At 32.4% G+C, this 24,979-nt stretch carries 28 protein-coding genes; 11 read left to right on the top strand and 17 right to left on the bottom strand.

Features of this window, described 5'->3' with window-relative positions; translation table 11 throughout:
• Position 1 precedes the first annotated feature (1 nt).
• The 11 genes from ccoN to H527_RS0109835 all read left to right on the top strand — a co-directional run bounded on the left by ccoN (position 2) and on the right by H527_RS0109835 (position 10,115).
• Complete coding sequence (gene ccoN / locus H527_RS0109885; RefSeq protein ID WP_027412566.1) at positions 2-2,194, top strand: cytochrome-c oxidase, cbb3-type subunit I; 2,193 nt, start codon at positions 2-4, stop codon at positions 2,192-2,194.
• 5 nt (positions 2,195-2,199) lie between these two features.
• Positions 2,200-2,385 carry a CcoQ/FixQ family Cbb3-type cytochrome c oxidase assembly chaperone gene (locus H527_RS0109880; protein WP_027412565.1) on the top strand — a complete coding sequence of 62 codons (186 nt, stop codon included), beginning with the start codon at positions 2,200-2,202 and terminating at the stop codon, positions 2,383-2,385.
• Positions 2,382-3,338, top strand: coding sequence for a cbb3-type cytochrome c oxidase N-terminal domain-containing protein (locus H527_RS0109875; protein ID WP_035087788.1), 957 nt, complete (start codon positions 2,382-2,384; stop codon positions 3,336-3,338). The genes H527_RS0109880 and H527_RS0109875 overlap by 4 nt, the downstream gene beginning before the upstream one ends.
• A gap of 162 nt (positions 3,339-3,500) precedes the next feature.
• Entirely contained in the window at positions 3,501-4,922 is a 1,422-nt protein-coding gene (ccoG, locus tag H527_RS0109870; RefSeq protein ID WP_027412563.1) for a cytochrome c oxidase accessory protein CcoG, read from the top strand.
• A gap of 67 nt (positions 4,923-4,989) precedes the next feature.
• Positions 4,990-5,436, top strand: a complete 447-nt coding sequence (locus H527_RS0109865; RefSeq protein WP_027412562.1) for a FixH family protein — start codon at positions 4,990-4,992, stop codon at positions 5,434-5,436.
• Positions 5,437-6,138: a sulfite exporter TauE/SafE family protein gene (locus tag H527_RS0109860; protein WP_027412561.1), complete on the top strand. Its 702-nt coding sequence runs from the start codon at positions 5,437-5,439 to the stop codon at positions 6,136-6,138.
• Positions 6,139-6,794: 656 nt separating this feature from the next.
• Entirely contained in the window at positions 6,795-7,214 is a 420-nt protein-coding gene (locus H527_RS0109855) for a hypothetical protein (RefSeq protein ID WP_027412560.1), read from the top strand.
• 169 nt (positions 7,215-7,383) lie between these two features.
• The gene (locus tag H527_RS0109850) at positions 7,384-7,827 is read left to right on the top strand and encodes a hypothetical protein (RefSeq protein WP_027412559.1); all 444 of its coding nucleotides are present in this window, start codon (positions 7,384-7,386) and stop codon (positions 7,825-7,827) included.
• Positions 7,828-7,860: 33 nt separating this feature from the next.
• Entirely contained in the window at positions 7,861-8,361 is a 501-nt protein-coding gene (locus H527_RS0109845; protein ID WP_027412558.1) for a hypothetical protein, read from the top strand.
• A gap of 103 nt (positions 8,362-8,464) precedes the next feature.
• Positions 8,465-9,106 carry a hypothetical protein gene (locus tag H527_RS0109840; protein ID WP_027412557.1) on the top strand — a complete coding sequence of 214 codons (642 nt, stop codon included), beginning with the start codon at positions 8,465-8,467 and terminating at the stop codon, positions 9,104-9,106.
• A gap of 4 nt (positions 9,107-9,110) precedes the next feature.
• The gene (locus H527_RS0109835) at positions 9,111-10,115 is read left to right on the top strand and encodes a 2-hydroxyacid dehydrogenase (RefSeq protein WP_027412556.1); all 1,005 of its coding nucleotides are present in this window, start codon (positions 9,111-9,113) and stop codon (positions 10,113-10,115) included.
• Here the strand turns inward: H527_RS0109835 and H527_RS0109830 are convergent.
• The 17 genes from H527_RS0109830 to H527_RS0109750 form a co-directional block, all read right to left on the bottom strand.
• On the bottom strand, positions 10,104-10,517 hold the full coding sequence (locus tag H527_RS0109830; protein WP_027412555.1) for a DUF6691 family protein: 414 nt from the start codon (positions 10,515-10,517) through the stop codon (positions 10,104-10,106). The genes H527_RS0109835 and H527_RS0109830 overlap by 12 nt on opposite strands.
• A 4-nt stretch (positions 10,518-10,521) precedes the next feature.
• Positions 10,522-11,079, bottom strand: a complete 558-nt coding sequence (locus H527_RS0109825; RefSeq protein WP_027412554.1) for a YeeE/YedE family protein — start codon at positions 11,077-11,079, stop codon at positions 10,522-10,524.
• Positions 11,080-11,146: 67 nt separating this feature from the next.
• On the bottom strand, positions 11,147-11,770 hold the full coding sequence (locus H527_RS0109820) for a class I SAM-dependent methyltransferase (RefSeq protein WP_027412553.1): 624 nt from the start codon (positions 11,768-11,770) through the stop codon (positions 11,147-11,149).
• 106 nt (positions 11,771-11,876) lie between these two features.
• The gene (locus H527_RS0109815) at positions 11,877-13,289 is read right to left on the bottom strand and encodes an MBL fold metallo-hydrolase (RefSeq protein WP_027412552.1); all 1,413 of its coding nucleotides are present in this window, start codon (positions 13,287-13,289) and stop codon (positions 11,877-11,879) included.
• Between the two features lie 172 nt (positions 13,290-13,461).
• On the bottom strand, positions 13,462-14,259 hold the full coding sequence (locus tag H527_RS0109810) for a sulfite exporter TauE/SafE family protein (protein ID WP_027412551.1): 798 nt from the start codon (positions 14,257-14,259) through the stop codon (positions 13,462-13,464).
• Positions 14,260-14,324: 65 nt separating this feature from the next.
• The gene (locus H527_RS0109805; protein WP_027412550.1) at positions 14,325-14,957 is read right to left on the bottom strand and encodes a Crp/Fnr family transcriptional regulator; all 633 of its coding nucleotides are present in this window, start codon (positions 14,955-14,957) and stop codon (positions 14,325-14,327) included.
• Complete coding sequence (locus H527_RS0109800) at positions 14,935-15,732, bottom strand: patatin-like phospholipase family protein (RefSeq protein ID WP_027412549.1); 798 nt, start codon at positions 15,730-15,732, stop codon at positions 14,935-14,937. The genes H527_RS0109805 and H527_RS0109800 overlap by 23 nt, the downstream gene beginning before the upstream one ends.
• A gap of 13 nt (positions 15,733-15,745) precedes the next feature.
• The gene (gene cls / locus H527_RS0109795; RefSeq protein WP_027412548.1) at positions 15,746-17,167 is read right to left on the bottom strand and encodes a cardiolipin synthase; all 1,422 of its coding nucleotides are present in this window, start codon (positions 17,165-17,167) and stop codon (positions 15,746-15,748) included.
• 27 nt (positions 17,168-17,194) lie between these two features.
• The gene (locus tag H527_RS0109790; protein WP_027412547.1) at positions 17,195-18,031 is read right to left on the bottom strand and encodes a universal stress protein; all 837 of its coding nucleotides are present in this window, start codon (positions 18,029-18,031) and stop codon (positions 17,195-17,197) included.
• 105 nt (positions 18,032-18,136) lie between these two features.
• Positions 18,137-19,144: a GTP 3',8-cyclase MoaA gene (moaA, locus tag H527_RS0109785; RefSeq protein ID WP_027412546.1), complete on the bottom strand. Its 1,008-nt coding sequence runs from the start codon at positions 19,142-19,144 to the stop codon at positions 18,137-18,139.
• Positions 19,145-19,178: 34 nt separating this feature from the next.
• Positions 19,179-20,090: a bifunctional molybdenum cofactor biosynthesis protein MoaC/MoaB gene (gene moaCB / locus H527_RS0109780; RefSeq protein WP_027412545.1), complete on the bottom strand. Its 912-nt coding sequence runs from the start codon at positions 20,088-20,090 to the stop codon at positions 19,179-19,181.
• Between the two features lie 135 nt (positions 20,091-20,225).
• Complete coding sequence (locus H527_RS0109775) at positions 20,226-20,669, bottom strand: molybdenum cofactor biosynthesis protein MoaE (RefSeq protein ID WP_027412544.1); 444 nt, start codon at positions 20,667-20,669, stop codon at positions 20,226-20,228.
• An 11-nt stretch (positions 20,670-20,680) separates the two neighbouring features.
• A complete protein-coding gene (moeB, locus tag H527_RS21795; protein WP_051316711.1) occupies positions 20,681-21,790 on the bottom strand; it encodes a molybdopterin-synthase adenylyltransferase MoeB in 1,110 nt (369 codons plus the stop codon).
• A gap of 24 nt (positions 21,791-21,814) precedes the next feature.
• Positions 21,815-22,051 carry a MoaD/ThiS family protein gene (locus H527_RS0109765; RefSeq protein ID WP_027412543.1) on the bottom strand — a complete coding sequence of 79 codons (237 nt, stop codon included), beginning with the start codon at positions 22,049-22,051 and terminating at the stop codon, positions 21,815-21,817.
• Entirely contained in the window at positions 22,035-22,616 is a 582-nt protein-coding gene (mobA, locus tag H527_RS21790; RefSeq protein WP_051316710.1) for a molybdenum cofactor guanylyltransferase, read from the bottom strand. Before mobA ends, H527_RS0109765 begins: the two co-directional genes overlap by 17 nt.
• 32 nt (positions 22,617-22,648) lie before the next feature.
• A complete protein-coding gene (locus H527_RS0109755; RefSeq protein WP_027412542.1) occupies positions 22,649-22,984 on the bottom strand; it encodes a winged helix-turn-helix domain-containing protein in 336 nt (111 codons plus the stop codon).
• A gap of 616 nt (positions 22,985-23,600) precedes the next feature.
• Positions 23,601-24,776, bottom strand: a complete 1,176-nt coding sequence (locus H527_RS0109750) for a molybdopterin molybdotransferase MoeA (RefSeq protein WP_027412541.1) — start codon at positions 24,774-24,776, stop codon at positions 23,601-23,603.
• Positions 24,777-24,979: the final 203 nt, after the last annotated feature.

Below are 24,979 nucleotides of genomic sequence, written 5' to 3'. Positions count from 1 at the left end.
TATGGAAATGGAACAGTTCTATTACGATAATAAAATCGTGAAAAAATTCTTATATGCTACAATACTTTGGGGTATTGTTGGTATGTCGGTGGGGTTACTACTGGCATTTATGTTTTTATTCCCTAATCTAACAGATGGTATTTCATGGCTTAGTTTTGGTCGATTAAGACCACTGCATACTAATGCTGTAATTTTTGCATTTGTGGGCAATGCCATCTTTGCTGGTGTATATTATTCTACACAGCGATTATTAAAAACCCGAATGTTTAATGATACACTTAGTAACGTTAATTTTTGGGCATGGCAATTAATTATAGTTGGTGCTGCTATTACACTACCTTTGGGATATACATCATCCAAAGAATATGCAGAACTAGAATGGCCTTTTGATATTGCAATAGCAATAATTTGGGTAACTTTTGGGTGGAATCTTATCGGAACTATCTTAAAAAGAAGACAACGTCATATGTATGTTGCAATATGGTTTTACTTGGCAACCTTTGTTACCGTAGCTGTCCTTCATATATTTAATAGTTTAGCAATACCAGTAAGTGCTTTTAAAAGTTATTCGGTATATGCAGGAGTCCAGGATGCTTTGGTACAATGGTGGTATGGTCATAATGCGGTAGCATTTTTTCTAACCACTCCTTTCTTAGGATTAATGTATTATTTTATTCCAAAAGCGGCAAACAGACCTGTTTATTCTTATCGATTATCTATTGTTCACTTTTGGTCTTTAATCTTTATTTACATATGGGCAGGACCTCACCATCTATTATATTCGTCTTTACCAGAATGGGCACAAAATCTTGGGGTAGCATTTTCTGTAATGCTAATAGCTCCATCTTGGGGAGGTATGATTAATGGTTTATTAACTTTAAGAGGTGCATGGGATAAAGTGCGTACGGATCCTGTGTTAAAATTTATGGTGGTAGCTATTACCGGATACGGTATGGCGACTTTTGAAGGCCCTATGCTGTCTCTAAAAAATGTAAACGCAATTGCCCATTTTAGCGATTGGATTATTGCTCATGTTCATGTTGGAGCTTTAGCTTGGAACGGATTTTTAACCTTTGGAATGATATACTGGTTAATCCCAAGATTAACCAAAACCAAATTATGGTCTACAGGGTTAGCAAATCTTCATTTTTGGATTGGTACTCTTGGTATTATAATGTATGCCCTACCAATGTATGTTGCAGGATTTGTACAAGCATCTATGTGGAAACAATTTAATCCTGATGGAACACTTACTTATGGCAATTTCTTAGAAACCGTTAACGAAATTATCCCAATGTACTGGATGCGTGCCATAGGAGGTAGTTTGTACATTTTGGGAGCATTTGTAATGCTATACAATATTGTTAAAACAGTTAGAAGTGGTAGTACTGTTACAGATGAATTAGCACAAGCTGCTCCGCTTACCAAAGTAACTAAACATAGAACTGCCAAAGAAGGATACCACACATGGCTAGAAAGAAGACCTGTAAAATTAACCATCTTTGCTACTATTGCTATTCTAATCGGAGGTGTTGTTCAAATTGTACCTACACTAATGGTAAAGTCTAATATACCAACGATTACTAGCGTAAAACCATACACTCCTTTAGAATTAGAAGGTAGAGATATTTATATAAGAGAAAGTTGTGTTTCTTGTCACTCCCAAATGATACGTCCATTTCGTAGTGAAGTAGAACGATATGGCGAATATTCTAAAGCTGGAGAGTATATATATGATCATCCTTTTCTTTGGGGAAGTAAACGTACAGGACCCGATTTAATGAGAATTGGGGGTAAATATTCAGATAACTGGCACTTAAACCACTTTTATGATCCACAAAGTACCTCATCAGGATCTATTATGCCAAGTTATAAATGGCTGATTAAAGATGAACTAGATAAATCTAATACCGAAACCAAAATGAATGTTATGGTAACTCTTGGAGTACCTTATACTAGCGAAGAAATTGCCAGAGCACAAGAGTGGATGGATGAACAAGGTACACAAATTGAGAAAAATTTATATACAGATCCTGATTTTGCAAAAACGTATGAAGCAGACAAAAAATATGCTGAAGAAAACGGGTTAGATTTTATCGAAATGCGAAACAGAGAAGTCGTTGCACTGATAGCATATATCCAAAGATTGGGAACCGATATAAAAGTAAAAAACGTAGTTCAAACTAAAGAATAAACACCATGCTAAAATTTATAAAAGGCCATATGGAAAGTATTGACGGTATAGAGATATACCCTATAATTTCCCTTCTTATATTTTTCATATTCTTTGCGGGATTATTCTGGTGGGTTTTCACCGCAAAAAAAGACCATATAAAAGAAGTAAGTCAAATCCCATTAGATAACGAAAACGAAACTGTGTTATGAGAAGTACTGCATCCTATATAAGAGTTATTGTTTTTCTATTAATTACGTATCTGTTAATAGAAGTAACTGTCGAATCAGGAGAACAATCTGCATTTATAACGCAACCATTAACCTGGCTAGTATTAGGGATGGTAGTCTTGTTTTCTATTGCTATAGAAATTAGTTTAGAAGCATTACGTAGCATATTGTTCCGTTCTTTAAAACCTGATGCGCAAGAGCGGTATCTTTTGGCTGAAAAAACTAAAAAAGAAAAGCAATTTAGAAAAATTAAAAATGTTTACTTAAAACTTCTGGATAGCAAACCTGTAGAAAAAGAAGAAGAAATAATTCTGGATCATGATTATGATGGAATTAAAGAACTGGATAACAATCTTCCGCCATGGTGGGTATATAGTTTTTATGCAACAATTATTTTTGGAGTGATTTACTTAGTTCGTTTTCATGTATTAAATGAATACACGCAAAATGAAGAATATGAAACCGAAGTTGCCGAGGCAAAAATTGCTATCGAAGAATATAAAAAGACCGCTAAGGATTTGGTAGACATAAATACGGTTACCCTACTTACAGATGCCGCTGATATAAATGCAGGAAAAGCTGTTTTTACCACCAATTGTGTTGCATGTCATAAAGCTGATGGTGGTGGTGGTATTGGGCCAAACCTTACGGATAAATATTGGATTCTGGGTGGAGGTATTAAAAACGTGTTTAAAACAATTTCTGAAGGAGGACGAGACGGAAAAGGAATGGTTGCTTGGAAACAAACCTTGAAACCTGCCGAAATAGCACAAGTATCTAGTTATGTAATTACACTTGGAGGTACAAATCCTACAGAAGCAAAAGAGGCACAAGGAGAGATCTGGATAGATCCCGATGCTCCTGAAACAGAAGTTCCAAAAGAAGAAGCTCCTGAAAGTATATCCGATTCAACCTCGGTGGTTGTAAACCAATAAAGGTTATAACCCTTAATATATACTTAACTGAGTTTCTCAAAGATTTTTTAAAATGGTTATCCAAATAATCTTTGAGAAACTCAGATATACAGATAAGTTTTTTGAAAAACTCCCTGTAAGGTTTTAAAACAATTGTAATAATTACTAATAAAAACCACACCATTGGAAACACCAGAAAACGAAAAATTTAGAGATTCTATCGGAACAATAAACGAGGAAGGAAAACGTGCTTGGGTCTACCCTAAAAAACCTGATGGCAAATTTTATACGTATCGTAAATGGGTTAGTTATGGATTATTACTTTTTTTGTTTTCTGCTCCTTTTATCAAGATTAACGGAAATCAATTTCTGTTATTCAATGTCTTAGAACGTCGATTTAACATCTTTGGAGCCCCATTCTGGCCACAAGATTTTCATCTATTCGTTATTTCGATGCTTATAGGAGTCGTATTTATTACCTTATTTACTGTTGCTTTTGGAAGAATTTTTTGCGGATGGATTTGTCCACAGACTATTTTTATGGAAATGGTTTTTCGTAGAATAGAATATTGGATCGAAGGGGATCGTGGTAAACAAATACGCTTAGATAAACAACCTTGGAATGCCGAAAAAATAAGAAAAAGAATCCTTAAATGGTCTGTGTTTTTTATTGTTTCCTTTTTAATTGCTAATGTGTTTTTAGCATATCTAATTGGTAGCGACAAACTAATACAGTACATTACAGGAGACCCTTTTAAAAATATTAGCACCCTAATATCATTACTTATATTTACTGCTGTCTTCTATTTTGTTTTTGCATGGTTTAGAGAACAAGTTTGTATTATTGCTTGTCCTTATGGAAGATTACAAGGAGTGCTATTAGATGCAAAATCTATTGTAGTTGCTTATGATTATAAGCGTGGAGAAAAAGATGCAGGACGCGCAAAATTCAAAAAAAATGAAGACCGCCCTTCTACTGGAAAAGGAGATTGTATTGATTGCTTTCAATGCGTTCATGTTTGCCCCACAGGGATTGATATTCGCAATGGTACGCAATTAGAATGTGTAAACTGTACTGCTTGTATTGATGCTTGTGATCACATGATGGAAAAAGTAAATTTGCCCAAAGGACTTATACGATATGCCAGTGAAGATAATATAGCCAAAAAAGCAAAATTCGAATTTACTCCAAGATTAAAAGGGTATAGTGCAGTATTAGTAATTCTTACAGGAGTTCTCTTAGGAATGTCATTTTTACGAAATGATGTAGAAGCAAACATATTAAGACTACCTGGACAACTCTACGAACATAAAGAGGATAATATTATAAGTAATGTGTATACTTATAAACTAGTAAACAAAACTACCTCTACAATTGAAGATATTCATTTTGAACTATTATCTCACAAAGGAAAAATAGAATTAGTTACCCATAAAAACTTTAGTGTTCCAGAGCAAGGGCTCTCTGAAGGTACCTTATTTATAGAAATCAATAGTGCTGCATTAAAAGGGGATAAAGATCGATTAAAAATAGGTGTTTATAGTAAAGATGAATTAATTGAGACTACTACTACAGCCTTTTTAGGCCCTAGAAGCTATAAATAGTCGAGGAGTTTTATTTTTTTTGATAAATTAAAAAAACTAAAACTCACAACATAAAAAACTAAAAATCATGAAAATAAACTGGGGTACATCTATCGTATTAGTCTTTATAGCATTCATTTCTTTTATTTTATACTTCGTTATACGAATGAATACTGAAAAAAAATATGAGCATGATCTGGTAGTAAAAGACTACTACAAACAAGAACTTGCTTTTCAGAAAGAAATTGATGCCGAAGAAAATTCAAAAAGTTTAAATACTAATATTACTGTAAAGAAAACAGATAAAGGCTTAGTAATTTCTTTTCCAAAAGATAAAAATTACACAAAAATATCAGGCAATATCTACCTATACAGGCCATCTAACGAAAATTTAGATTTTAAAATACCTATTTCACTTTCTGAATCAGAGTTTGTGATTAAGGGCGAAAACATGATAGAAGGACGTTGGAATATAACCATAGATTGGAAATATGACAATACTCCTTATATGTACAAAAAATCACTTACATATTAAATGATAATATCGGCATTCATACTAGGTCTATTGGGTAGTTTTCACTGTGTAGGAATGTGCGGTCCGATTGCATTTATGTTGCCCGTAAATAGATCTAATTCTATTCAAAAATTTTTTCAAGTATTTCTATACCATTTTGGTCGGTTATTAGCATATAGTATTATCGGTGTATTTTTTGGAATCTTGGGAAAAAGTTTTTCTATTTTTGGGCTACAACAAAATCTATCTATTGTTATTGGAGTTCTGATGATTATATTCGTGTTAATTCCATATCAAATCTTTCTAAAATATAATTTCTCTAAACCTATTTATAAAATCATTGCCAAGGTTAAAAACAATTTGGGTGCAGCGCTAAAAAAGAAAACTCCCGATACTTTTCTTTCCATTGGTTTTCTTAATGGTTTTTTGCCCTGTGGTTTAGTTTATATGGCTGTTTTTGGATCTATCGCTTCTGGTACTATTTTAGATGGTAGTCTGTATATGCTTTTTTTTGGATTAGGAACCATTCCTTTAATGACTTTAGCTGTTTATGCAGGAAATTTTTTATCCCAAAAAGCACGACAACATATCCAAAAAGCAATTCCTATATTTGTAATACTAATTGGTTTACTTTTTATTATACGTGGCCTTGGGCTAGGCATTCCATATCTTTCTCCAAAACCTGTAGTAGAAATAGTTTCTTCGGATTTTGAATGCCATTAAATATTGTACGGAAGAAGTTGTATCGAGAAGTGATCTTGTGCAGAAAAAGTTCTCAATACATTTTTTACTGCGCTACGCTTCTTAAAAAACACTCCAACTGACTTCCTTGTCTCTTCGATCACTATATACACAAAAAACTTTATTCGGATTCAACAATAAAATTACACGCTAGACTTATAGCGAAAATAAAACACTGATTTTAAGGTATTTAATATTGTTATTTAGAATGAGTATGCCAAACTGGAAAACGCCCCGTATTTTACGGGACGTTTTCCAGTGCTACTGGATGTGGTGCCGTAAAACACGGGGCGACTCCAGTAGCACTGGATATTATGTCGTAAAATACAGCAAGCCACCCCATTCAACTGGAGACTCATCACACTTTATGAGGTGTTTTTATGTTGATTTTATATGGTATTCTGTCTTTTTTTTAAAAGAAAGAATAAAGGAACCTATATAAATATAGAAGGTAAAAGATAAAATAATACTGTTTTTTATCAACTCTCCATCACCGAACCCTTAGACACTCGAAAGGGCAAGTAGCGCAAATGTAAAAAGTAAAAAAACTATGGTAAGGATCACAAAACCTGATAATTATCATTTCTGTTTTTTAAAATAGTATGTAACTTTTCAACATACTATAAAACCGAAAGTAAATGGCAACAGAAATCAATGGTACTTCAGAAAAAGAATTAAAAGACTTTCATTTAGATATTTTAGACTGGAAATCAAGTATTCAATTTATCGAAACCGAAATACAATTCGTAAAACAACTACTAAACTCTTATGTATTTGAACCTAATACACCTAATCTTTTTGAAAAATTACAAGAATTTAAGGATCAGATGGAAGATGTAGAGAACGAAATACAAGCGATACATCTGGGGATAAGAAAACACGAAAATGAATTAGGCGGAATGTTAGAGTGTGATACCATTTCTTGCGATACAGTATACTACAAAGAACATGACAGGTTATCTAATCTGTTTAATGATTTTTATAAAAAATTTAGACAGTTAAAGTTGAAAACTTTTTCCTATGCTGGAGGAATTTTAAAAAATAATAAAAAGCAATAACAAATATGTAAACCTGATAATTATCATATCAATAAACACAAGGTTATTCTATTTTTAAATTAAATAACGTAATAAACAACAACAGTATTTTACTACTTCAATTGGTACAAATACTAAAGATATAGAATAGCTTTATATTAGTATTCTTTGTCTTTTTTTACATAATCTTATGAAAACAGAACAAACAAATCCAAAATATATAGAGTGGAGAAGTCCCGAAGAATTACATGAAACTTCTTTGCATTGGATTTTAGAACTTAAATTTATAAAAGATGAACAACATTTTTTAGAAGAACTTATTGAAAATCACACTCTAGAACTCGTCTCAAAAATAATATTTGGTAAAAGTAAATCCATAGTAGAGGCATTATCCATAAGTAAGAAAAATATAAAGCCACTGTTAAAAAAAATTACCAATCATCATAATGAACTTACAGTACTGTTAGATGGAGTAGATCAGCCAATAGAAGAAAAAAAATATAAAGAAGAACACCGCAAATTAACGATTGTAGTAAATGAATTTTTTGAGGAGTATAGAGAAGTAAAACGAGACATCTTTGATCTAATTAAAAGCATATTAAAGCAAAGCAAACAAAAGCGTTTATTAGATTAATTTTGATAATATTCAGATAATAATATTTTGAAAATGAAACGAGTTTTCAAGATTATAATCGGGCTTCTTTTGATAGGGTTTTCAGGATTCTGGATATGGTACGAGTATACCTATTCTATGGATACCGTAATTCCTTTTAAGGTTAAGGATCCAAATTTAGAAACCAAAGTTTTAATAGCATCACAAGGTAGTAGGTTTAAAGATTCCTTAGTTCAGGGGATCCTTAGACATTACCAAAAAGATCCTATACATTTTAAAGTAATAGATGTATATACCATGTTTACTGTAGATATAGATAAGTGGGATGCATTGGTTATTATTAATTCATGGGAGTATGGCAGCCCGCCAAGAAATGTAAAAAAGTTTATTAAAAACCATCCGGATCGATTGGATAAACTCATTATTCTATCTACCGTGGGGAGTAGTAATATAGCTTTAAAAGATATAGATGTAATATCAGGAGAGTCCATTATTGAAAAAACACCAGATTATACTAAGATTTTGGTAGATCGGTTAAATAAAATAATAAAGTAAAAAAATACGGGTTAGAGTTTTTTTGAACCCAAAAAAATATTTTGTTTCCGAGGTAAGCCTTGCAGGATTCAAACATCATTTTGAATAGAATAAATAATAAAGTATGAACAAATTATACAGATATATATTAATTGTTGTTGGACTACTTTATAGTTGTACATCTAGTGAATTGGTTGAAAATTGGAAAAATCCAGAAATCAAAGTTTTTGAAACACAAAAGGTTTTGGTTATAGGGATTACGCCAGAGGAAAGTACCAGAAAAGTATTCGAGAAAAAATTAGTAGCAGAGTTAAAAAAGAACGGAGTTAATGCTGAAAAAAGTGAGGATTATTTTGAGAATTCTTTTACCTCTTCGGCCAAAACAGAAAAAGAAATGATGGCTCTCGAGTCTAAGCTTATCGAAAATGGTTTTGATGCCATATTGCTTTCTAAAGTATTAGGAGTAGAGGATAAAATCACAGTTGTAAAAGCGTATAGAAATATAGATAAGACATTTAAGAGTTTTAGAGAGGATTATTATGAGAATCAAAAAATTTATTATGATGAAGATTATTATCAAGAGTATCAGGTTTTTCATGCAGAATCCTCCCTCTATTGTATTTGCCCAGATAAAGAAAGAGAACTAATCTGGAAAGGGGCTATAGATGTTACAGAACCCAATAATATTAAAAAAGCTGTTGGAGATTATGTTAAGGTGTTAGTTTGGGCATTAAAAGAGCAAGAATTATTAATTGTAGAAGAATAAATTTATGAAAACACTAATATACAGTGCTAAGGACTTCGAAATTCCTTTTCTTGAAAAAGCAAATAACGACGTGTATCAAGTTAAATATATACCAGAACGTCTTACTGCTAAAACTGCGGTATTAGCAATGGGTTTTGATGCTATATCTATTTTTTCTGCAGATATCGCATCCTCTCAAGTTCTGGAAAGATTAAAAGGATTTGGGATTCATTATATTGCTCTTCGCTCTACAGGATATGATAATATAAATCTTATTACTGCAAAAAAATTAGGGATCAAAGTGGCAAATGCTGCAGGATATTCCCCATATGCTATTGCAGAACATGCAGTGTCCCTTTTGTTAGCATTAAATCGTAACCTAATACGTGCCAATGAACAAGTACATGCCTATAATTTTTCATTAAGTAATCTGGTAGGGTTTGATCTTCATAAAAAAACAGTTGGTATCGTTGGAGTTGGTAGAATAGGAAAAACAATAGCTAAAATAATGCATGGATTTGGTTGTAAAATTTTAGCAAATGATCTTTATAAAGATCAAGAAGCAGAAAAAGACTATAAAATGGCCTATACAGATTTAGGGTACTTATGCAAAGAGGCTGATGTGATATTTTTGTGTATACCGCTTAATAGTAAGACACATCATCTTATCGATGCAAATTATATTCAATACATGAAAAAAGAGGTAATCCTTATCAATATTGCCAGAGGAGCAATAGTAAATACTAAGGATGTACTACAAGCATTAGAGTCTAATAAAATTTCGGGATATGGTGCAGATGTTTATGAAGAAGAAAGTGGCATATTTTTTTATGATCATTCTAAAGATACCCCAAAAGATGAGGTGTTAAAGCGCCTTATCGAGCAGCCTAATGTTCTTCTTACACCACATCAGGCATTTGCTACAAAAGAGGCACTTATGACTATAGCAGAAACCACATTTTATAATGTGAACTGTTGGCAGCAAAATATACCTAGTAAAAACGAACTAACATTAGAGTTAGTGGGGTAGTTTATTTTTTACTATTCCGTAGACTAAAGTGCCAAGGATGGCAGAAATAAGTACGATCAAAATTGGTAGGTAACCTGCACCTAGTAGTACAAACATTGGTCCTGGACAAGCACCAGCAAGAGCCCAGCCTAGACCAAATAATATACCACCAAACATATATCGGCTAAAACTCTTATCCTTGGGAGCTATATCTATAGACTCTCCATAAAAAGACTTGATTTTAAATTTTTTAATAAGTTGGGTGATTATAATGCCTAATCCTACAGCAGATCCAATAATCCCATACATATGAAAAGATTTGAATTGAAACATTTCATAAATTCGGAACCAAGAAGCGGCTTCAGATTTGAACAAAACAATTCCGAAAAAAATACCAATACCTAAATATATAATAGAGCGCATACGTTTAAAAAATTAAAGGGAATAAAAGGTGTACCATTAGTAATCCACCTATAAAAAAGCCAAATACAGCAATTAATGATGGCAATTGCAAATCACTAAGCCCAGATATAGCGTGCCCAGAAGTGCAACCACCTGCATATCTGGCACCAAAACCAACCAAGAAACCTCCTACTATTAATAAAATTAATACTTTGGGATCTGTTAGAGCATCGTTAGAAAATAAGCTATCTGGCATATATGCCTGGCCTGCACTTTCAAAACCTTTGGATTGAAGATCTGCGACGACTTCTGGATTTAGTTGTACTGCGGTATCTGTAGATAAAAATGTGTTAGCAATAAACCCACCTATAACTACTCCAAATGCTAGGATTAAATTCCATCGTTGTGCTTTCCAATCAAACCTAAAAAAACCAGAGGCTTTTCCTGCACCACAAATGGTGCACATTGTTCTTAGATTGGAGGACATTCCAAATCTTTTGCCGATCATTAGTAATACAAAAAGTACTAATGCAATTAAGGGGCCCGATACATACCATGGCCATGGGTTATAAATCCAATTCATCTGTGTTATTTTGTTGCAAAGTAATTAAATTCAAAAAGTGCTATTGGTAACTTATGTTACACAATTATCATTTTTGCTTTTGAAAGCTACAAAAAATAAAATTTTGAGTAGTGTTAAAAGGGGTTTCATGATTTATATAAGAACATTTTAATTTTTTAAAAGAGCTTTTAACTAAATCACTCATTGACTTTTCAGAATATGGAGTAATATCGATACCACTACATTTTTTTGGGCCATCTAAAGAAAAAGTTCCTATTATCAATGCTCCAGCAGGGAGTATTGCGTTTTCTATAGTCATGACATAATTATCAATTTCTTTTTGTTCTCTTAAAAAATGAAACGTAGCACGATCATGCCAAACATCATATTTTTCATTAGGTGTAAAATCTGTGATATCTGTTACTATCCAAGTAATAGTATCTGCAAGATCTCCTAATCTTTCTTTGGCTTTATGTATTGCCGTTTCAGAAACATCAAGTACTGTAATGTTACTATATCCTAAGTTTAGTAGATGATCTACCAACAAACTATCTCCGCCACCGATATCTATTATTTTTGCAGTTTTAGGAAGGTTAAGAGAAGTAATAAACTCTATAGAGGTTGTGGGAACTTTTTGATACCAGCTAACCTCTTTTAAATCTTTAGTACTATATATAGTTTCCCAATGTTTTTTTCTGTCAAAATCATTCATTTAGTTTCCTTTTAATCTCATCTGGATGGTTTAACTCCTTCAGAGGTTTGTTTTCAAAAGCAAAATATATTTATAGAGATATACTTGTTAGAGGTTCCTTCCAGAATTATTTTAAAGTAGAAGGACAAACATAATTGGTAGTTTTAATTCCTGACTCTTTAATATCCTTATAGCCACCAGCAATATCAATAAGGTTATGAATACCACGACTTTTTAAAATAGAAGCAGCAATTACAGAGCGGTAACCTCCTGCACAATGCACATAAAAGTTTTTATCTTCTGGAAACTCGGTAAGATAATCGTTAATAAAATCCAAAGGAGAGTTATTTGCTTTTTCAACATGTTCTGCTACAAACTCACTTTCTTTACGAACATCAAAAACAGGAACATCTTCATTGGTCATAATGTTCTTAAATTCTAAAGCAGAGATAGATGTTATGGTATCATAATCTTTACTAGCTTTTTTCCAAGCGGCAAAACTACCATCAAGATATCCTAAGGTATTATCAAATCCTACTCTGGATAATCGAGTAATAGTTTCTTCTACTCGTCCTTCTGGAGCGACTAATAATATAGGTTGTTTAACATCTGCTATCAAAGCACCTACCCAAGGAGCAAATCCACCATCAATACCAATAAATATAGATCTTGGGATATGTCCTTTTACATATTCATTTTGATGTCTTACATCCAAAACAACTGCGCCAGTTTCATTAGCTAACGCTTCAAAAGCATCTGGAGATAAAGGGGTGGTTCCTTGTTCTATTATTTTATCGAGATCTTCATATCCTTCTTTATTCATTTTTACATTTAAAGGAAAATATAATGGAGGAGGTAATAATCCTTCGGTGACTTCTTTTACAAATTCCTCTTTGGTCATATCTGCTCTAAGGGCATAATTCATTTTCTTTTGATTACCCAAAGTATCTACTGTTTCTTTCATCATGTTTTTACCGCACGCAGAACCTGCACCATGAGCAGGATATACTATTACATCATCTGCAAGAGGCATGATTTTAGTGCGTAAGCTATCATAAAGTTTTTCTGCTAATTGTTCTTGCGTTAAATGAGCTGCTTTTTGGGCTAGATCAGGGCGACCCACATCTCCAAGAAATAGAGTATCACCACTAAAGATAGCATGATCTTTACCATTAGCATCTTTAAGAAGGTAGGTAGTACTTTCCATAGTATGTCCTGGGGTATGTAAAGCTATAATAGTGATGTTTCCCAGAGGAAATTCTTGACTATCCTTGGCAATTATTGCTTCAAAAGATGGATTTGCATTTGGACCATATATAATGTTTGCTCCAGTCTCTTTAGCCAAAGTTACATGACCACTGACAAAATCTGCATGAAAATGGGTTTCAAAAATATATTTAATTTTTGCGTTATCTTCTTTTGCCTTTTCTAGGTATGGTTTTATTTCTCTTAGAGGGTCTATAATAGCTACTTCTCTATTACTTTCTATATAATAAGCTCCCTGAGAAAGACATCCTGTATATATTTGTTCTATTTTCATTGGTTCTATTTTTTTAATTATAATTATCTAGAGATTTTGTTGCCTGTATCTTGATTAGACTTTGATGCTAATTATAAATATTAATTGAATTTATGAGTGTTATATTATTTATTATTCAAAAATACGGCAATTATTATTTCTTTATGGTAACAATTGTTACAAAGCCCGTTGCTTATGTTAATTCTTTAAAGAGGATGTAAATACCCATTGCCAAAACAAAGCCCCCAAATCCTTTTTCTAGTTTTTTACCATCTATAAAGTTAGAGATATAGATACCTATAAAAATCCCTACTACAGAAATTGCGGTAAATATTAATAAGAAATTCCATTCTATTTTCAGGTTTTCTACATCTCCTATAAAACCAATTAAAGATTTTATAGCGATTATTAATAGGGAGGTAGCAACTGCCTTTTTCATAGGTAATTTTGCTAATAGTACTAAAGCAGGAATTATTAAAAATCCACCACCTGCGCCTACTAACCCAGTTAATATTCCTACAACAAATCCTTCGATAATAATTAATGGATAATTGTATTTTATGGGCGCCTCTGTTGTAGTTTTATTTTTGTTGTTTTTTATCATGGATATGGAGGCTAAAAGCATAATAACAGCAAAGAATAACATGATACCAATATTTTTAGTAATCATAAATTCATTAATAGAAAAAAGCGGATCTGGTATCGCAGGAACTATATATTTTCTTGTAGTGTATACTGCTATAAATGCAGGTATTGCAAATACAATTGCAGTGCGAATACTTACTAAACCTTTTCTAAGATTACTAATAGTACCTACTAATGCAGAAATACCTACAACAAAGAGCGAATATGCTGTGGCAGTAACGGGATTAAGATACATAAGGTATACAAGTACGGGTACAGTTAGTATAGATCCACCACCTCCTATTAATCCTAGAACTACGCCAATGAATAATGCTCCTATATATCCTAAAACTTCTGTAATTTCCATCTAAATATTTTTGTCAAAAATAATTTTAGAGTAGAGCTTTTACAGTAACATTTGTTACATATAGGTTAGGTTTGTAATATTTCGATATTATTTCTATTTAGTTTAACAATAGCATCTTTCTCTAATTTTTTAAGCAATCTTGAGATTACTACTCTGGATGTGTGAAGATCATAAGCGATTTGCTGATGTGTACTATGGATAACACTGGTATTATTGATTTTGATTTTATCTCTAAGATATTTTAATAAACGATCATCCATATTAAGAAAAGCGATACTATCAATAGTTTCTATTGCTTCAATTAATCTTTTATGATAGCTATCAAAAACAAAATTTCTCCAGGATTTGTATTTAGTAGTCCATTCTTCCATTTTAGATATAGGGATCATTACTAATTTGGTATCTGTTTCTGCTATGGCTTTAATTTCACTTTTATGATGTCCTAAACAACAAGATAATGTCATAGCACAAGTGTCCCCTTTTTCTAAAAAATATAATAATAACTCATCTCCATCATTATCGGTTCTAAGAACTTTTATTGCGCCATGAATAATCAAAGGCATAAATCTAATATAGCTGCCAGGTTTTATAATTTCAAAACCCTCGGGTATTTCTTTAAAAGTGGCTATTCGATTAATCTCTTCTAATAGTTCTTCTTCAAAAAAGTCACCATAACTATTCTTTATCTCTTGTATCATTTTCTTGTTTTTTTAAAAAAGATTGCAGCTGCAATTTAGCTTCCTGATATCCATACTCATATACTTTGTCTAAGCTACTGGGATTAAATACGCTATGATGGATAAGCTCTTTAGGCTGAATTATAATATCACATTGTTTAAATTTTGTTTCTCCGTTAGGCATTGCTCTAAGATAATATGCGCGTTGCATAACGTTATAAGAATGTTTAAAATCGCTAATTTTTGGCTTTTTGATAGGAGATACGTCTACCCCGATAATCAAATCACAATGTTTTTCAAGAGGAGTTATAGGAAAGTTATCTAAAATACCTCCATCTGCATATAATTCGTTATTAATCATTACGGGTGTAAAAACCCCAGGGAAAGCTGCAGAAGCAAGTAAAGGTTTGATTAGCTCCCCAGTATTAAACACTGTTGTTTTTCCTTCTATTAAATCTGTAGCGGTAACAAAAAGTTTTTTTTGCAAAGATTCAAAGGAGTTTTGAGGAAAATAGGCTAATAGATCTTTATAAAATTTTTCGGTATCTAAGAATCCTGCTTTTTTACGAGTCAATCTATTAAAGGTGAATAGAGGGGTGTTTTTGAAAAAATCTTTTATTATTTTAGGAGAATGCCCTGCAGCATATAAGGAGCCTACTATAGCTCCTGCACTTGTTCCTGAAACAAAGTTTGCGATAATCCCTGCCTCTTCTAGTGCTTGCATAGCACCAATATGTGCTACTCCTCTAAACCCCCCTCCAGAAAGAACTAATCCTATGTTTTTTGTAGTTTTCATTTTGATAATAAATTTACAAAACAGGGCTAAAAATTTTAGCAAAACCCTCTTTTAGTTTTTGACTCCATGGTCGTTGCATGAAGGTATTGAAATCTAGTTGGGTACTGTTTTTAATATCTTTTAAAAAATCATCTTTTAATGCTAACGCAAATGTATCATCATAAATTACTGCATTTACTTCGTAATTTTGTTCAAAACTTCTAATGTCTAGATTTGTGGTGCCTACAGAGGATATGGTAGTATCTACTACAATAGTTTTACTGTGTATAAACCCTTCTGGAAACAAATATATTTTTACTCCTGCTTGTAGCAAACCTTCAAAATAAGAACGAATACACCATTTTACAATAACATTATCTGATTTTTCTGAGAGTAATATTCGTACATCTACTCCGCTCATAGATGCCACTTTTAATGCATCTAGAATAGATTCTCCAGGTATTATATAAGGATTAGTAATATAGATATATTCTTTGGCTTCATTAATCATAGAGAAATACATCTGTTGTGTAGCAGAAAAATCAGAATCTGGCCCACTATGCACAATCTGAACTGTAGATCCATTTTCTTTTTTATACGTATAGAAACACGAAGTGTCTAAGATAGAATCCTCCTTACTAACCATATACCAGTCCATTGCAAAAATAGCCTGAAGACTTTGAACAACAGGGCCTTTTAGTTGTAGATGGATATCATACCAGACTCCTAAATCGGTGTCTCCTTTTATATATTTATCAGAAACGTTGATACCACCTGTAAAAGCAGTTTTGCCATCAATGACAATAATTTTACGATGATTTCTGTAATTTATGGAGGATAGAAACTTACCAAATTTTATAGGTAAAAATTTATGAATTTCAACACCAATGTTTTGAAGTTGTCGAATGTATTTTTTACTTAAAGACATGCTCCCAATACCATCGTATAGGATCTTTACAGTAACGCCTTCTTTTATTTTTTTTTGAAAAAGATTAAAAAGATCTGTAGTTAATTTTCCTTCTTCAAAAATATAATATTCTAGATGTATAAAATGTTCTGCACTTTTTAATGCATCAAATATAGCTCGAAAAGTTGCTTCGCCATTTTTTAATAATTTTACATCATTTCCAGTACAAGGAGCAAAGTAGGAGTTTTTGGTAATTAAAGAAATGATTTTATGATGCTCCTCAAACTCTTTTTTTGTAATGGGGGAGTATTGATGTATGGCTTTTGCAATATAGGAGGCTACTTTTGGAGTATGTTTAAGTTTAAATAATTTATTTTTTCTTCGATTTCTGCCTAGCATTAGGTATAGAAAAATTCCTCCTACTGGTATAGTAAAAATGGCAAATAACCAAGCAAGTGTTTTGGTTGGTCGCATGCCATTTAAAAGTAACCGTATAACGATAAATCCTCCAATTAGAATATAAAGAGCTGTAGCAACATATAGTAACATTTTATAGTTTCTATTTTATAGTTTTTTTTAACTATGCATAATCAATAAAGGCACTTTTGTACCATAGCTTATTTTAGAAGTTTCGGATCCTTTAAAAAAACGATCTAAAAAAGTTTCTTTTTGAATAAATATAGCCGTCATATCCATATCCATAATTTGTACAAAGCTATTAATAGCCAAAGCAGTAGGAACATTGGATATGGAATGAAAGGTAGGTTTTATTTCTTTAAAAAAGGAATTCATGTGTTTTTTATCATCAAAATCGGCTACGGTAACGGTATCGTCTTCTTTGATTTTAAGGATGCGTAGAGTAGATGTGTATTTTAAAAGGGTGCTCATTAGTGGATCGATATTTTCTGCATTAAAATGATCCCAATAATCTATAGCATATAAAATATTTTTTGGGTCTTTATAGGTGTACCCTTGTGGTATAACAATGGTGGGGCAATCTATTTTACGAATAACATTAAGGGTATTGCTGCCAAATACAACTTCGGTTGCTCCTGTAGCACCATTTGTACCCATAACAATTATATCAATATTTTTAGATTTTACAGTTTGTCTTATAGCATCAATAAAAATATCATAATCATTAATAGCATCAAAAGTATAGCTTTCATTAGGGTATGTTTCTTTTAGTTCTTCTACCAAATCTTCTAATTTCTTTTTAGCATCACTAATGACAGATTGATGAATAGAGGTGTTTGCAGGAGCGGCCATTAAATCATCTGTAGTATACTTAGAAACTTTTTGAACATTAAGAAGATGAAAAGTACAAAGTTCATTTTTAAAAAATTGCAAGGCATACTCTATTGCATTTCTAGCATTATCAGAAAAATCGGTAGGAAGCAAAATATTTTTCATGTAAATAGTGTTTAATATATATTCAAAAATAAATCCTATTACACAGGCTAACTATGATATCGGTCATGGATGAAAATGCTTAAAAACTTATGGGAGTAATGTTTATTATCCTCCTATTGTGATCATACTTCGGTTATTAGAATGTATATCGGTTTGGCTAAATTTATCCAAGGTGTCCATTCCATTGCGTATTTTAAGCTTAGACTGTATTGTTTTTTGGATAATTGAAGTTATAGATTTACCTGCTCTAAGCGGAGTTAATAAGTCGGATTCTTTTGTAGAGAATAAACAATTTTTTATTTGCCCGTTAGCAGTCAGGCGTATTCTGTTGCAACCATCGCAAAATGGATTAGTAACGGAGCTTATAACAGCAAAAGATCCTTGATATCCTTTGATTTTATAGCTTTTGGTAGTGTCGTTAGGGGCGTCTTCTAACTTTATAATTTGGCTTTCGTTATAATTAGAATGTACTTGAGATAGAATCTCTTGTAAAGAAACCAATTTATCTATGTTCCATTGGTTTCCATCAAAAGGCATAAATTCGATAAATCGAACGTGTATAGGCAGATCTTTACTTAAATTAATGAAATCTATGATCTCATCATCATTAAAACCTTTTATTAAAACGCAATTTACTTTTACGATAAAGCCCTCTTTAATAAGTAAAAGAATATTTTCATATACTTTTTTAAAATAAGATCTGCGAGTAATTTCTTTATTTTTCTTAGAATCTAAAGAGTCTAAGCTAACATTAAGCGTTTTAATTCCACATTTTTTAAACTGCTCAATAAATTTATCTACAATAACCCCATTGGTAGTTAATGTAAGTTGCACAGGCAGTGAAGCTAATTTTTCCAGAATAAGAGACGCATCTTTACGAACCAAAGGTTCTCCACCAGTAAGTCTAATTTTTGTAACTCCCATATTTACAAACTCTTTGGCGATAGTATAGATCTCTTCATGAGTCATGATATGCTCTTTAGGAGATAATTGAATCCCATCTGCAGGCATACAATAGGTGCATCTAAGGTTGCATCGCTCTGTAAGCGAAATCCTTAGGTAGTTATGGTTTCTGCCAAAGGTGTCGGTAAGAATATCTTCTGTAGATCTCACAGGTTTTAAAAACCTATGAGGTTTAGCGTTTGGTTTAGTCATGTCTTGCGCCTTTTAAAATTCTAAACACATGCAATACTTCAGGAAAAATAGCATCCATAGATTCTTTTGCTCCGTTGGTAGAACCTGGTAAAGCTAATACAAGAGTGTTTTTTATAGTACCGGCGACACTTCTGGATAACATAGCGTAAGGCATACGGTCTTGACCATATTTACGTATGGCTTCTTCGATACCAGGGATATTTCGATCTAATAAAGGTTTTAGAGCTTCTGGGGTTACATCTCTTATAGATAACCCAGTGCCTCCTGTATATATAATAAGGTCGGCACCTTGTTTTTGATAGTAGATTGCTTTTTCTTGTATGATGTCCTTTTCATCGGGGATGATTGTGTAATCCAGAATATCTACTTCACAATTCTCTAATTTAGCAATGATAGCTTTGCCAGCTTTATCTTCTTTTTTTCCTTCAGAAATAGTATCTGAACAGACAATAACAGCAGCTTTAAGATCTCTTCTAAACTTGTCTGTATAATCGGATTTCCCTCCTTTTTTATCTAATAGTTTTATATGATGAATTTCTATGCCTTTGTCAATAGGTTTTAGCATATCATACATGTTTAGAGCTACGATACTGGCTCCATGCATGGCTTCGACTTCTACACCAGTTTTATAAATGGTTTTTATGGTTACCAGGACGGTAATTTCCAGACCATTAATAGTGTATTCAATTCCTGTATATTCTATAGGTAAGGGGTGACAATCTGGTAGTAAATCCGGAGTTTTTTTTACACCAAGTAATCCAGCAGCTTTACTCATTGCAAATACATTTCCTTTGGGTACTGTATCGTTTTGTATTGCTTCTATAGTTTCTGGCTTACTAACCTTTATAATAGCTTGTGCTGTAGCAACTCTTAATGTGGATATTTTATGTGTGATGTCTACCATACTTTTATAAATAATAATTTTTTAGATTTAAACTTAGTTTTATTTTGGATTCCAGCATACGCTGGAATGACAAATCATAAGTTATTCTGTTTCATTCCTTATTTATTTTAGGATTTTATGATTTATAAAAAAGTATTAGCTATTTTCTTTCCATTGATGTGTTTGATCCTCAAAAATTTCTTTTCCAAAAACAGGCACATCGGCTTTAATTGCTTCTACGACATATTCCAGAGCCTTAAATACTACTTTTCTTTTTGGCGAAGAAACAAAAACAAATAAGCAAATTTCTCCTGCTTTTACGGTTCCAAGACTATGGTATATATGCATACAAGTAAGATCAAATTTATCGAAAGTAGCTTCGCGTATATCGTGGAACTTTTGATTAGCCATTTCTTCGTATGCGGTATAATCAATAGCAGTAACTATTTTGCCATCGATAGTATCGGCACGAACCTGACCTAAAAAAATGTTATGTGCACCTATACTAGTTTTTGATTGATGTTTTGCGATAGAGGTACCTATAAAATCAGATGAAATAGCTCCTTGTATAAATACATTTTTTAGTTTCTTTTTTTCCATATTCCTTTTTTTTAATCGTATTTTAATAAACCTGTGAGGTTTGATATATTTTCATGTAAAGCGACTGCACCACCTTGTATATGAGATACATTTTTAAAGCCTTCTTGCAAAAGAATTTCTACTGCTTTTTTACTTCTAATACCAGATTGACAAAAAAGGATTATTTCTTTTTCTTTGGTAATAGTATTTACTTTTTCTTTTAATTTTCCTAAAGGTATGTATATAGGATGTAAGCTGTCAATTTTTGGTTGCTCATGTGGATCACGAACATCTATAAACTGAACATTTTTTATAAGAAAAGCTTCTTTAGGTGTTATTTCGGTTATTTTTTGTATCCCGCAGAATAGATCATAGTCTATAGTTTTAAAATGACTTGAGGTTTCCAATACCTTGGATATTTCGGTTTCTACTCGGTTAATTCCAAAGTTAGAGGAACGGGTAGTTAAGCAATCATAAGTAAACAATTTTCCAGATAGAATAGTATCCAAACCTAAAATAATCTTAAGAACTTCATTAGCTTGCATACTACCTATAATACCTGGTAATACCCCCAGAACGCCAATCTCTGCACAAGAGGGAACGCTTCCTGCTTTTGGAGGTTCTGGAAAAAGGCATCGGTAGGAGGGGCCATTTTGATAATTAAATACAGATACTTGTCCTTCAAACTTAAAAATAGCACCATATACCAATGGTTTTTTTGTAATAACACAGGCGTCATTAATCAAATATCGAGTAGAAAAATTATCGGTACCATCAACAATAATATCATATTCTAAAAAAATAGAAATTGCATTTTTTGTAGTTAACCTCTCTGTATATGTCGTAATGGTTATCTCTGGGTTTAGATCTATAAGACGTTCTTTTGCAGCTACAGCTTTATTTTTACCTAAAGAACTGGTGCCGTATAATATCTGACGGTGTAAATTGGAGGTGTCTACAATATCAAAATCTACAATACCTATAGTGCCTATTCCTGCTGCAGTAAGATATTGTAAAATAGGACAACCTAGTCCACCAGCTCCTATAACCAATACTTTAGATGCGCTAAGTTTTTCTTGACCAGAGAGACCTATTTCTGGTAGGATAATTTGTCTTTGATATCTAGAGTGTAACGAATTCATTATTTGTGTCTTTATATATTAACATTAACCTCCTGCAAAAGGGGGTAATAAAGCTATTTCTGCATTGGTTTCAATTATATAATTAAGATCAATTAATTGTTGATCTACTGCAATTTTGAAATTAGTATCTCCTAGTTTTGGGTATTGATTTTTTAGGGTTTTCACCAATTCAAAAACAGAACAGGTTTCTGTTTCTAATAACTCTTCTGTTGTAGCTGTAACTTCTGCCAGAAGTCCAAAATATTTAATTGTTAATTGCATTTATTACTGTTTTTAATTCATCTATTGTATTTATGTTGGTTACTAAAACCTGTTCTGTTTTTGGTAAACTAACTGTTTTTGTGTTTAAAGCAGAAACGAGCTTACGCAGACGGCGTTCTCCATTAAGAAGTAGTTTTTGACAAGTATTGGTACATCTTTTTTTATACAGTGCGATTAAAGGGATTGTAGTTCCTTCGGTTTTAAATTGAACGATATCAAAATGCTCATCATTATGAGATATTAGTTTTTTTAAAAGTGAAGTGGTAACCATTGGTACATCACAACTTAATACCAGATTATTTTCGGTTTTAGAATATACTAGTCCTGCGTGTAATCCAGCTATCGGTCCAGCATTAGATACAATATCTTCTACTCTTTTTACTCCGAAAATATCATAATCAGAATTTTTACTTACAATAATAATTTCGCTAACCAAAGGTTGAAGAGCCTCAATACAATATTGAACAAATGGTTTGTCATTAAGTAATACAAAACCTTTTTCACGAGTCATCCTTGAGCTTTTGCCTCCTGCTAAAATGATTCCTGTATTATTTTTTTTATTCATTTAGGGGTATGTTATTATTGGGTGTTTTATACTTATAAAGAAATATTTTTTAATTCGTTATCTAAAAATTCCCAGCATTTTTGATTAATAGTATCAAATGTTTCTATAACTTTTTCTCCGTAGGAGGTTAGGTTAGCACCGCCCCCACCTTTACCACCAGTAGAAGTAATAACTAAAGGTTTTTTGGCAGTTTTATTTATACTATCTAATAGTTTCCATGCTTTTTTGTAAGACATGTCCAGAGAGCTAGCAGCTTTGCTTAAAGAACCGGTATCTGCAATAGCTTTTAGTAACCGTACTCTTCCTTCACCAAGAAAAACACCGTTTTCAGACTCTATCCAAATCCGACTTTTTATTTTATAGTTCATAAGCAAAGCGTTATACCTTCAAAGATACAACGTTTTTCAAGAATTTTTTTTCTTTACTGTAGATTTTAACTAGTATGTAGGATAGAAATCAATTAGATATCAAAATCATTATAAAAAACTGTTTCAATATACTTTTAATCCGCTTTTATGTAGTAGAACTTCGTAATAAAGCTTGAAGGTGCCCTAAATACAGTCGTTTTCTTGATTTTAGTGAGCATTGCTATGGTTACATTAAAAAACGGAGCAAAGCATCTGTATTTGTAACAGCTACAATATGTAATAGATTTTCTACTGCATAAAATGGGTTTAATACGATTTACAAATAAAAATCTCGCATATAATCGCATTCTTTTTCTACTATATTTTCTTCATAAAATGAAACAATAGCTATGGCTATTCTTTAATTTGATTCATCAATCTAGCGAAAAACCTTTGCAATTATTTATACGCAATTCTCATCCGTGAATCGTATAATCGCTACAATAAATTATCTGTTAGACGACTTGAGTTACTAATAAAAGCTATGTTTAATCTACGTTGTGGAGTTTAATTCGAGGCAAGCCTCGTGAGCTTGCTCCGAGGTTATTGATTTATAAAACTGAAATTACTTAAGTGTTTATGGTAGATGAATTACTTGTATATCATCTCCAATCTTTACTTCGGTTATTTCTTCGGGAAGATACACCATAGCATTTGCCATAGCAAAAGATCGCAGCATAGAAGATGCTTGTCCATCTAAAATGGTTACGGTATCTTTTTGTACCAATGCTTTTAGAAACTCTGCGCGTTCTCCTTTTTTAGTGTATGTAGTTTTGGAAGTGGCAGTACTGCGTTTTAGATCACAATTTGTTTGTCCAGATATTTTAAATAAAGCTGGAAGGACATATACATATAAACAACTTAATGAAGATGCTGGATTACCAGGTAAAGCAAAAATAGTAGTTCCTGATTTTTTAGCAAAGTATAGAGGTTTTCCTGGTTTTTGTTTCACTTTATAAAAGATTTCCTCTACTTGTAATGCTCCTAAGGCTTTGCCTACAAAATCATAATCTCCAACCGATATTCCTCCAGAAATTAGAACTACGTCATAGTGCTCTATGGTATTTTCTAAAAGGGAAAGAGTGATATCATAGGCGTCTTCTACTTTAAAATAAGATATATCGGTAAAACCACTTTTGGAAAGAGCAGCCGAGAACATGATCGAATTACTTTCATAAATCTCTCCATACTTTAATGTTTGCCCTGGTGGCACTAATTCGTTTCCTGTAGCTATAATTGCAATCGATGGTTTTTTGTATATATCGATGTGAGTAATACCTAAAGATGCTAGATACCCAATACCTGCAGCAGTTATGACAGTTCCTTGTTGTAGAGCTGTTTCTTCTTTTTTTATTTGTTCTCCAGCTGGGCGAATGTTAGTATCTGGTAGAGCAGGTTCTTGTAGTAGTACCTTATTATTTTGGATCTCGACTTTTTCTTGCATGATTACAGCTTTGGCACCAGATGGTACAGGCGCACCAGTAAAAATACGTATAGCCTCGCCAGCTTTAAGTTCTGGATCGGTATCATCTCCTGCTTTAACCTCGCCGATAAGAGTAAATGTTTTTTCTAAAGTAGATCCTAAAGCATAGCCATCCATTGCAGATTGCCGAAATGGAGGCATATCGATAGGTGATAAAATATCTTTTGCAAGCACATATCCAAGTGCTTTAGATATAGGTAGTGTATGAATTACTTCTGTTTTTTGAATAGTATTGGAAGTTAATGCAAGTGCTTGTTCTACAGTTATCATAATTAGATTTGTTATAAATGTAAAAATACAACCAAATTTTGATACAGAATCCCTGTATTTGTTTCATCAATTTTAAAATACAAAATAGAAAAGTTTACAGTAGTTGGTAGGCTTTTGAATTTAGGAGTGTTGTGGTGGTTAGTTTTTGAGATTGACTGTACTATAAAGTATTTTTTGTAACAGGTTCAATAAATTTTTAAAAG

It is taken from the genome of Aquimarina muelleri DSM 19832 (genome assembly GCF_000430665.1).
Lineage (GTDB): Bacteria > Bacteroidota > Bacteroidia > Flavobacteriales > Flavobacteriaceae > Aquimarina > Aquimarina muelleri.
Note: the sequence above shows the minus strand (reverse complement) of the source record. Positions and strands in the feature narration are given on the sequence as shown.

What these genes read in the sequence shown, in the direction of transcription:
- ccoN (WP_027412566.1), top strand. Translation starts at nt 2, where the DNA reads ATGGAAATGGAACAGTTCTATTACGATAATAAAATCGTGAAAAAATTC.
- H527_RS0109880 (WP_027412565.1), top strand. Translation starts at nt 2,200, where the DNA reads ATGCTAAAATTTATAAAAGGCCATATGGAAAGTATTGACGGTATAGAG.
- H527_RS0109875 (WP_035087788.1), top strand. Translation starts at nt 2,382, where the DNA reads ATGAGAAGTACTGCATCCTATATAAGAGTTATTGTTTTTCTATTAATT.
- H527_RS0109865 (WP_027412562.1), top strand. Translation starts at nt 4,990, where the DNA reads ATGAAAATAAACTGGGGTACATCTATCGTATTAGTCTTTATAGCATTC.
- H527_RS0109860 (WP_027412561.1), top strand. Translation starts at nt 5,437, where the DNA reads ATGATAATATCGGCATTCATACTAGGTCTATTGGGTAGTTTTCACTGT.
- H527_RS0109855 (WP_027412560.1), top strand. Translation starts at nt 6,795, where the DNA reads ATGGCAACAGAAATCAATGGTACTTCAGAAAAAGAATTAAAAGACTTT.
- H527_RS0109850 (WP_027412559.1), top strand. Translation starts at nt 7,384, where the DNA reads ATGAAAACAGAACAAACAAATCCAAAATATATAGAGTGGAGAAGTCCC.
- H527_RS0109845 (WP_027412558.1), top strand. Translation starts at nt 7,861, where the DNA reads ATGAAACGAGTTTTCAAGATTATAATCGGGCTTCTTTTGATAGGGTTT.
- H527_RS0109840 (WP_027412557.1), top strand. Translation starts at nt 8,465, where the DNA reads ATGAACAAATTATACAGATATATATTAATTGTTGTTGGACTACTTTAT.
- H527_RS0109835 (WP_027412556.1), top strand. Translation starts at nt 9,111, where the DNA reads ATGAAAACACTAATATACAGTGCTAAGGACTTCGAAATTCCTTTTCTT.
- H527_RS0109830 (WP_027412555.1), bottom strand. Translation starts at nt 10,517, where the DNA reads ATGCGCTCTATTATATATTTAGGTATTGGTATTTTTTTCGGAATTGTT.
- H527_RS0109825 (WP_027412554.1), bottom strand. Translation starts at nt 11,079, where the DNA reads ATGAATTGGATTTATAACCCATGGCCATGGTATGTATCGGGCCCCTTA.
- H527_RS0109820 (WP_027412553.1), bottom strand. Translation starts at nt 11,770, where the DNA reads ATGAATGATTTTGACAGAAAAAAACATTGGGAAACTATATATAGTACT.
- H527_RS0109815 (WP_027412552.1), bottom strand. Translation starts at nt 13,289, where the DNA reads ATGAAAATAGAACAAATATATACAGGATGTCTTTCTCAGGGAGCTTAT.
- H527_RS0109810 (WP_027412551.1), bottom strand. Translation starts at nt 14,259, where the DNA reads ATGGAAATTACAGAAGTTTTAGGATATATAGGAGCATTATTCATTGGC.
- H527_RS0109805 (WP_027412550.1), bottom strand. Translation starts at nt 14,957, where the DNA reads ATGATACAAGAGATAAAGAATAGTTATGGTGACTTTTTTGAAGAAGAA.
- H527_RS0109800 (WP_027412549.1), bottom strand. Translation starts at nt 15,732, where the DNA reads ATGAAAACTACAAAAAACATAGGATTAGTTCTTTCTGGAGGGGGGTTT.
- cls (WP_027412548.1), bottom strand. Translation starts at nt 17,167, where the DNA reads ATGTTACTATATGTTGCTACAGCTCTTTATATTCTAATTGGAGGATTT.
- H527_RS0109790 (WP_027412547.1), bottom strand. Translation starts at nt 18,031, where the DNA reads ATGAAAAATATTTTGCTTCCTACCGATTTTTCTGATAATGCTAGAAAT.
- moaCB (WP_027412545.1), bottom strand. Translation starts at nt 20,090, where the DNA reads ATGGTAGACATCACACATAAAATATCCACATTAAGAGTTGCTACAGCA.
- H527_RS0109775 (WP_027412544.1), bottom strand. Translation starts at nt 20,669, where the DNA reads ATGGAAAAAAAGAAACTAAAAAATGTATTTATACAAGGAGCTATTTCA.
- moeB (WP_051316711.1), bottom strand. Translation starts at nt 21,790, where the DNA reads ATGAATTCGTTACACTCTAGATATCAAAGACAAATTATCCTACCAGAA.
- H527_RS0109765 (WP_027412543.1), bottom strand. Translation starts at nt 22,051, where the DNA reads ATGCAATTAACAATTAAATATTTTGGACTTCTGGCAGAAGTTACAGCT.
- mobA (WP_051316710.1), bottom strand. Translation starts at nt 22,616, where the DNA reads ATGAATAAAAAAAATAATACAGGAATCATTTTAGCAGGAGGCAAAAGC.
- H527_RS0109755 (WP_027412542.1), bottom strand. Translation starts at nt 22,984, where the DNA reads ATGAACTATAAAATAAAAAGTCGGATTTGGATAGAGTCTGAAAACGGT.
- H527_RS0109750 (WP_027412541.1), bottom strand. Translation starts at nt 24,776, where the DNA reads ATGATAACTGTAGAACAAGCACTTGCATTAACTTCCAATACTATTCAA.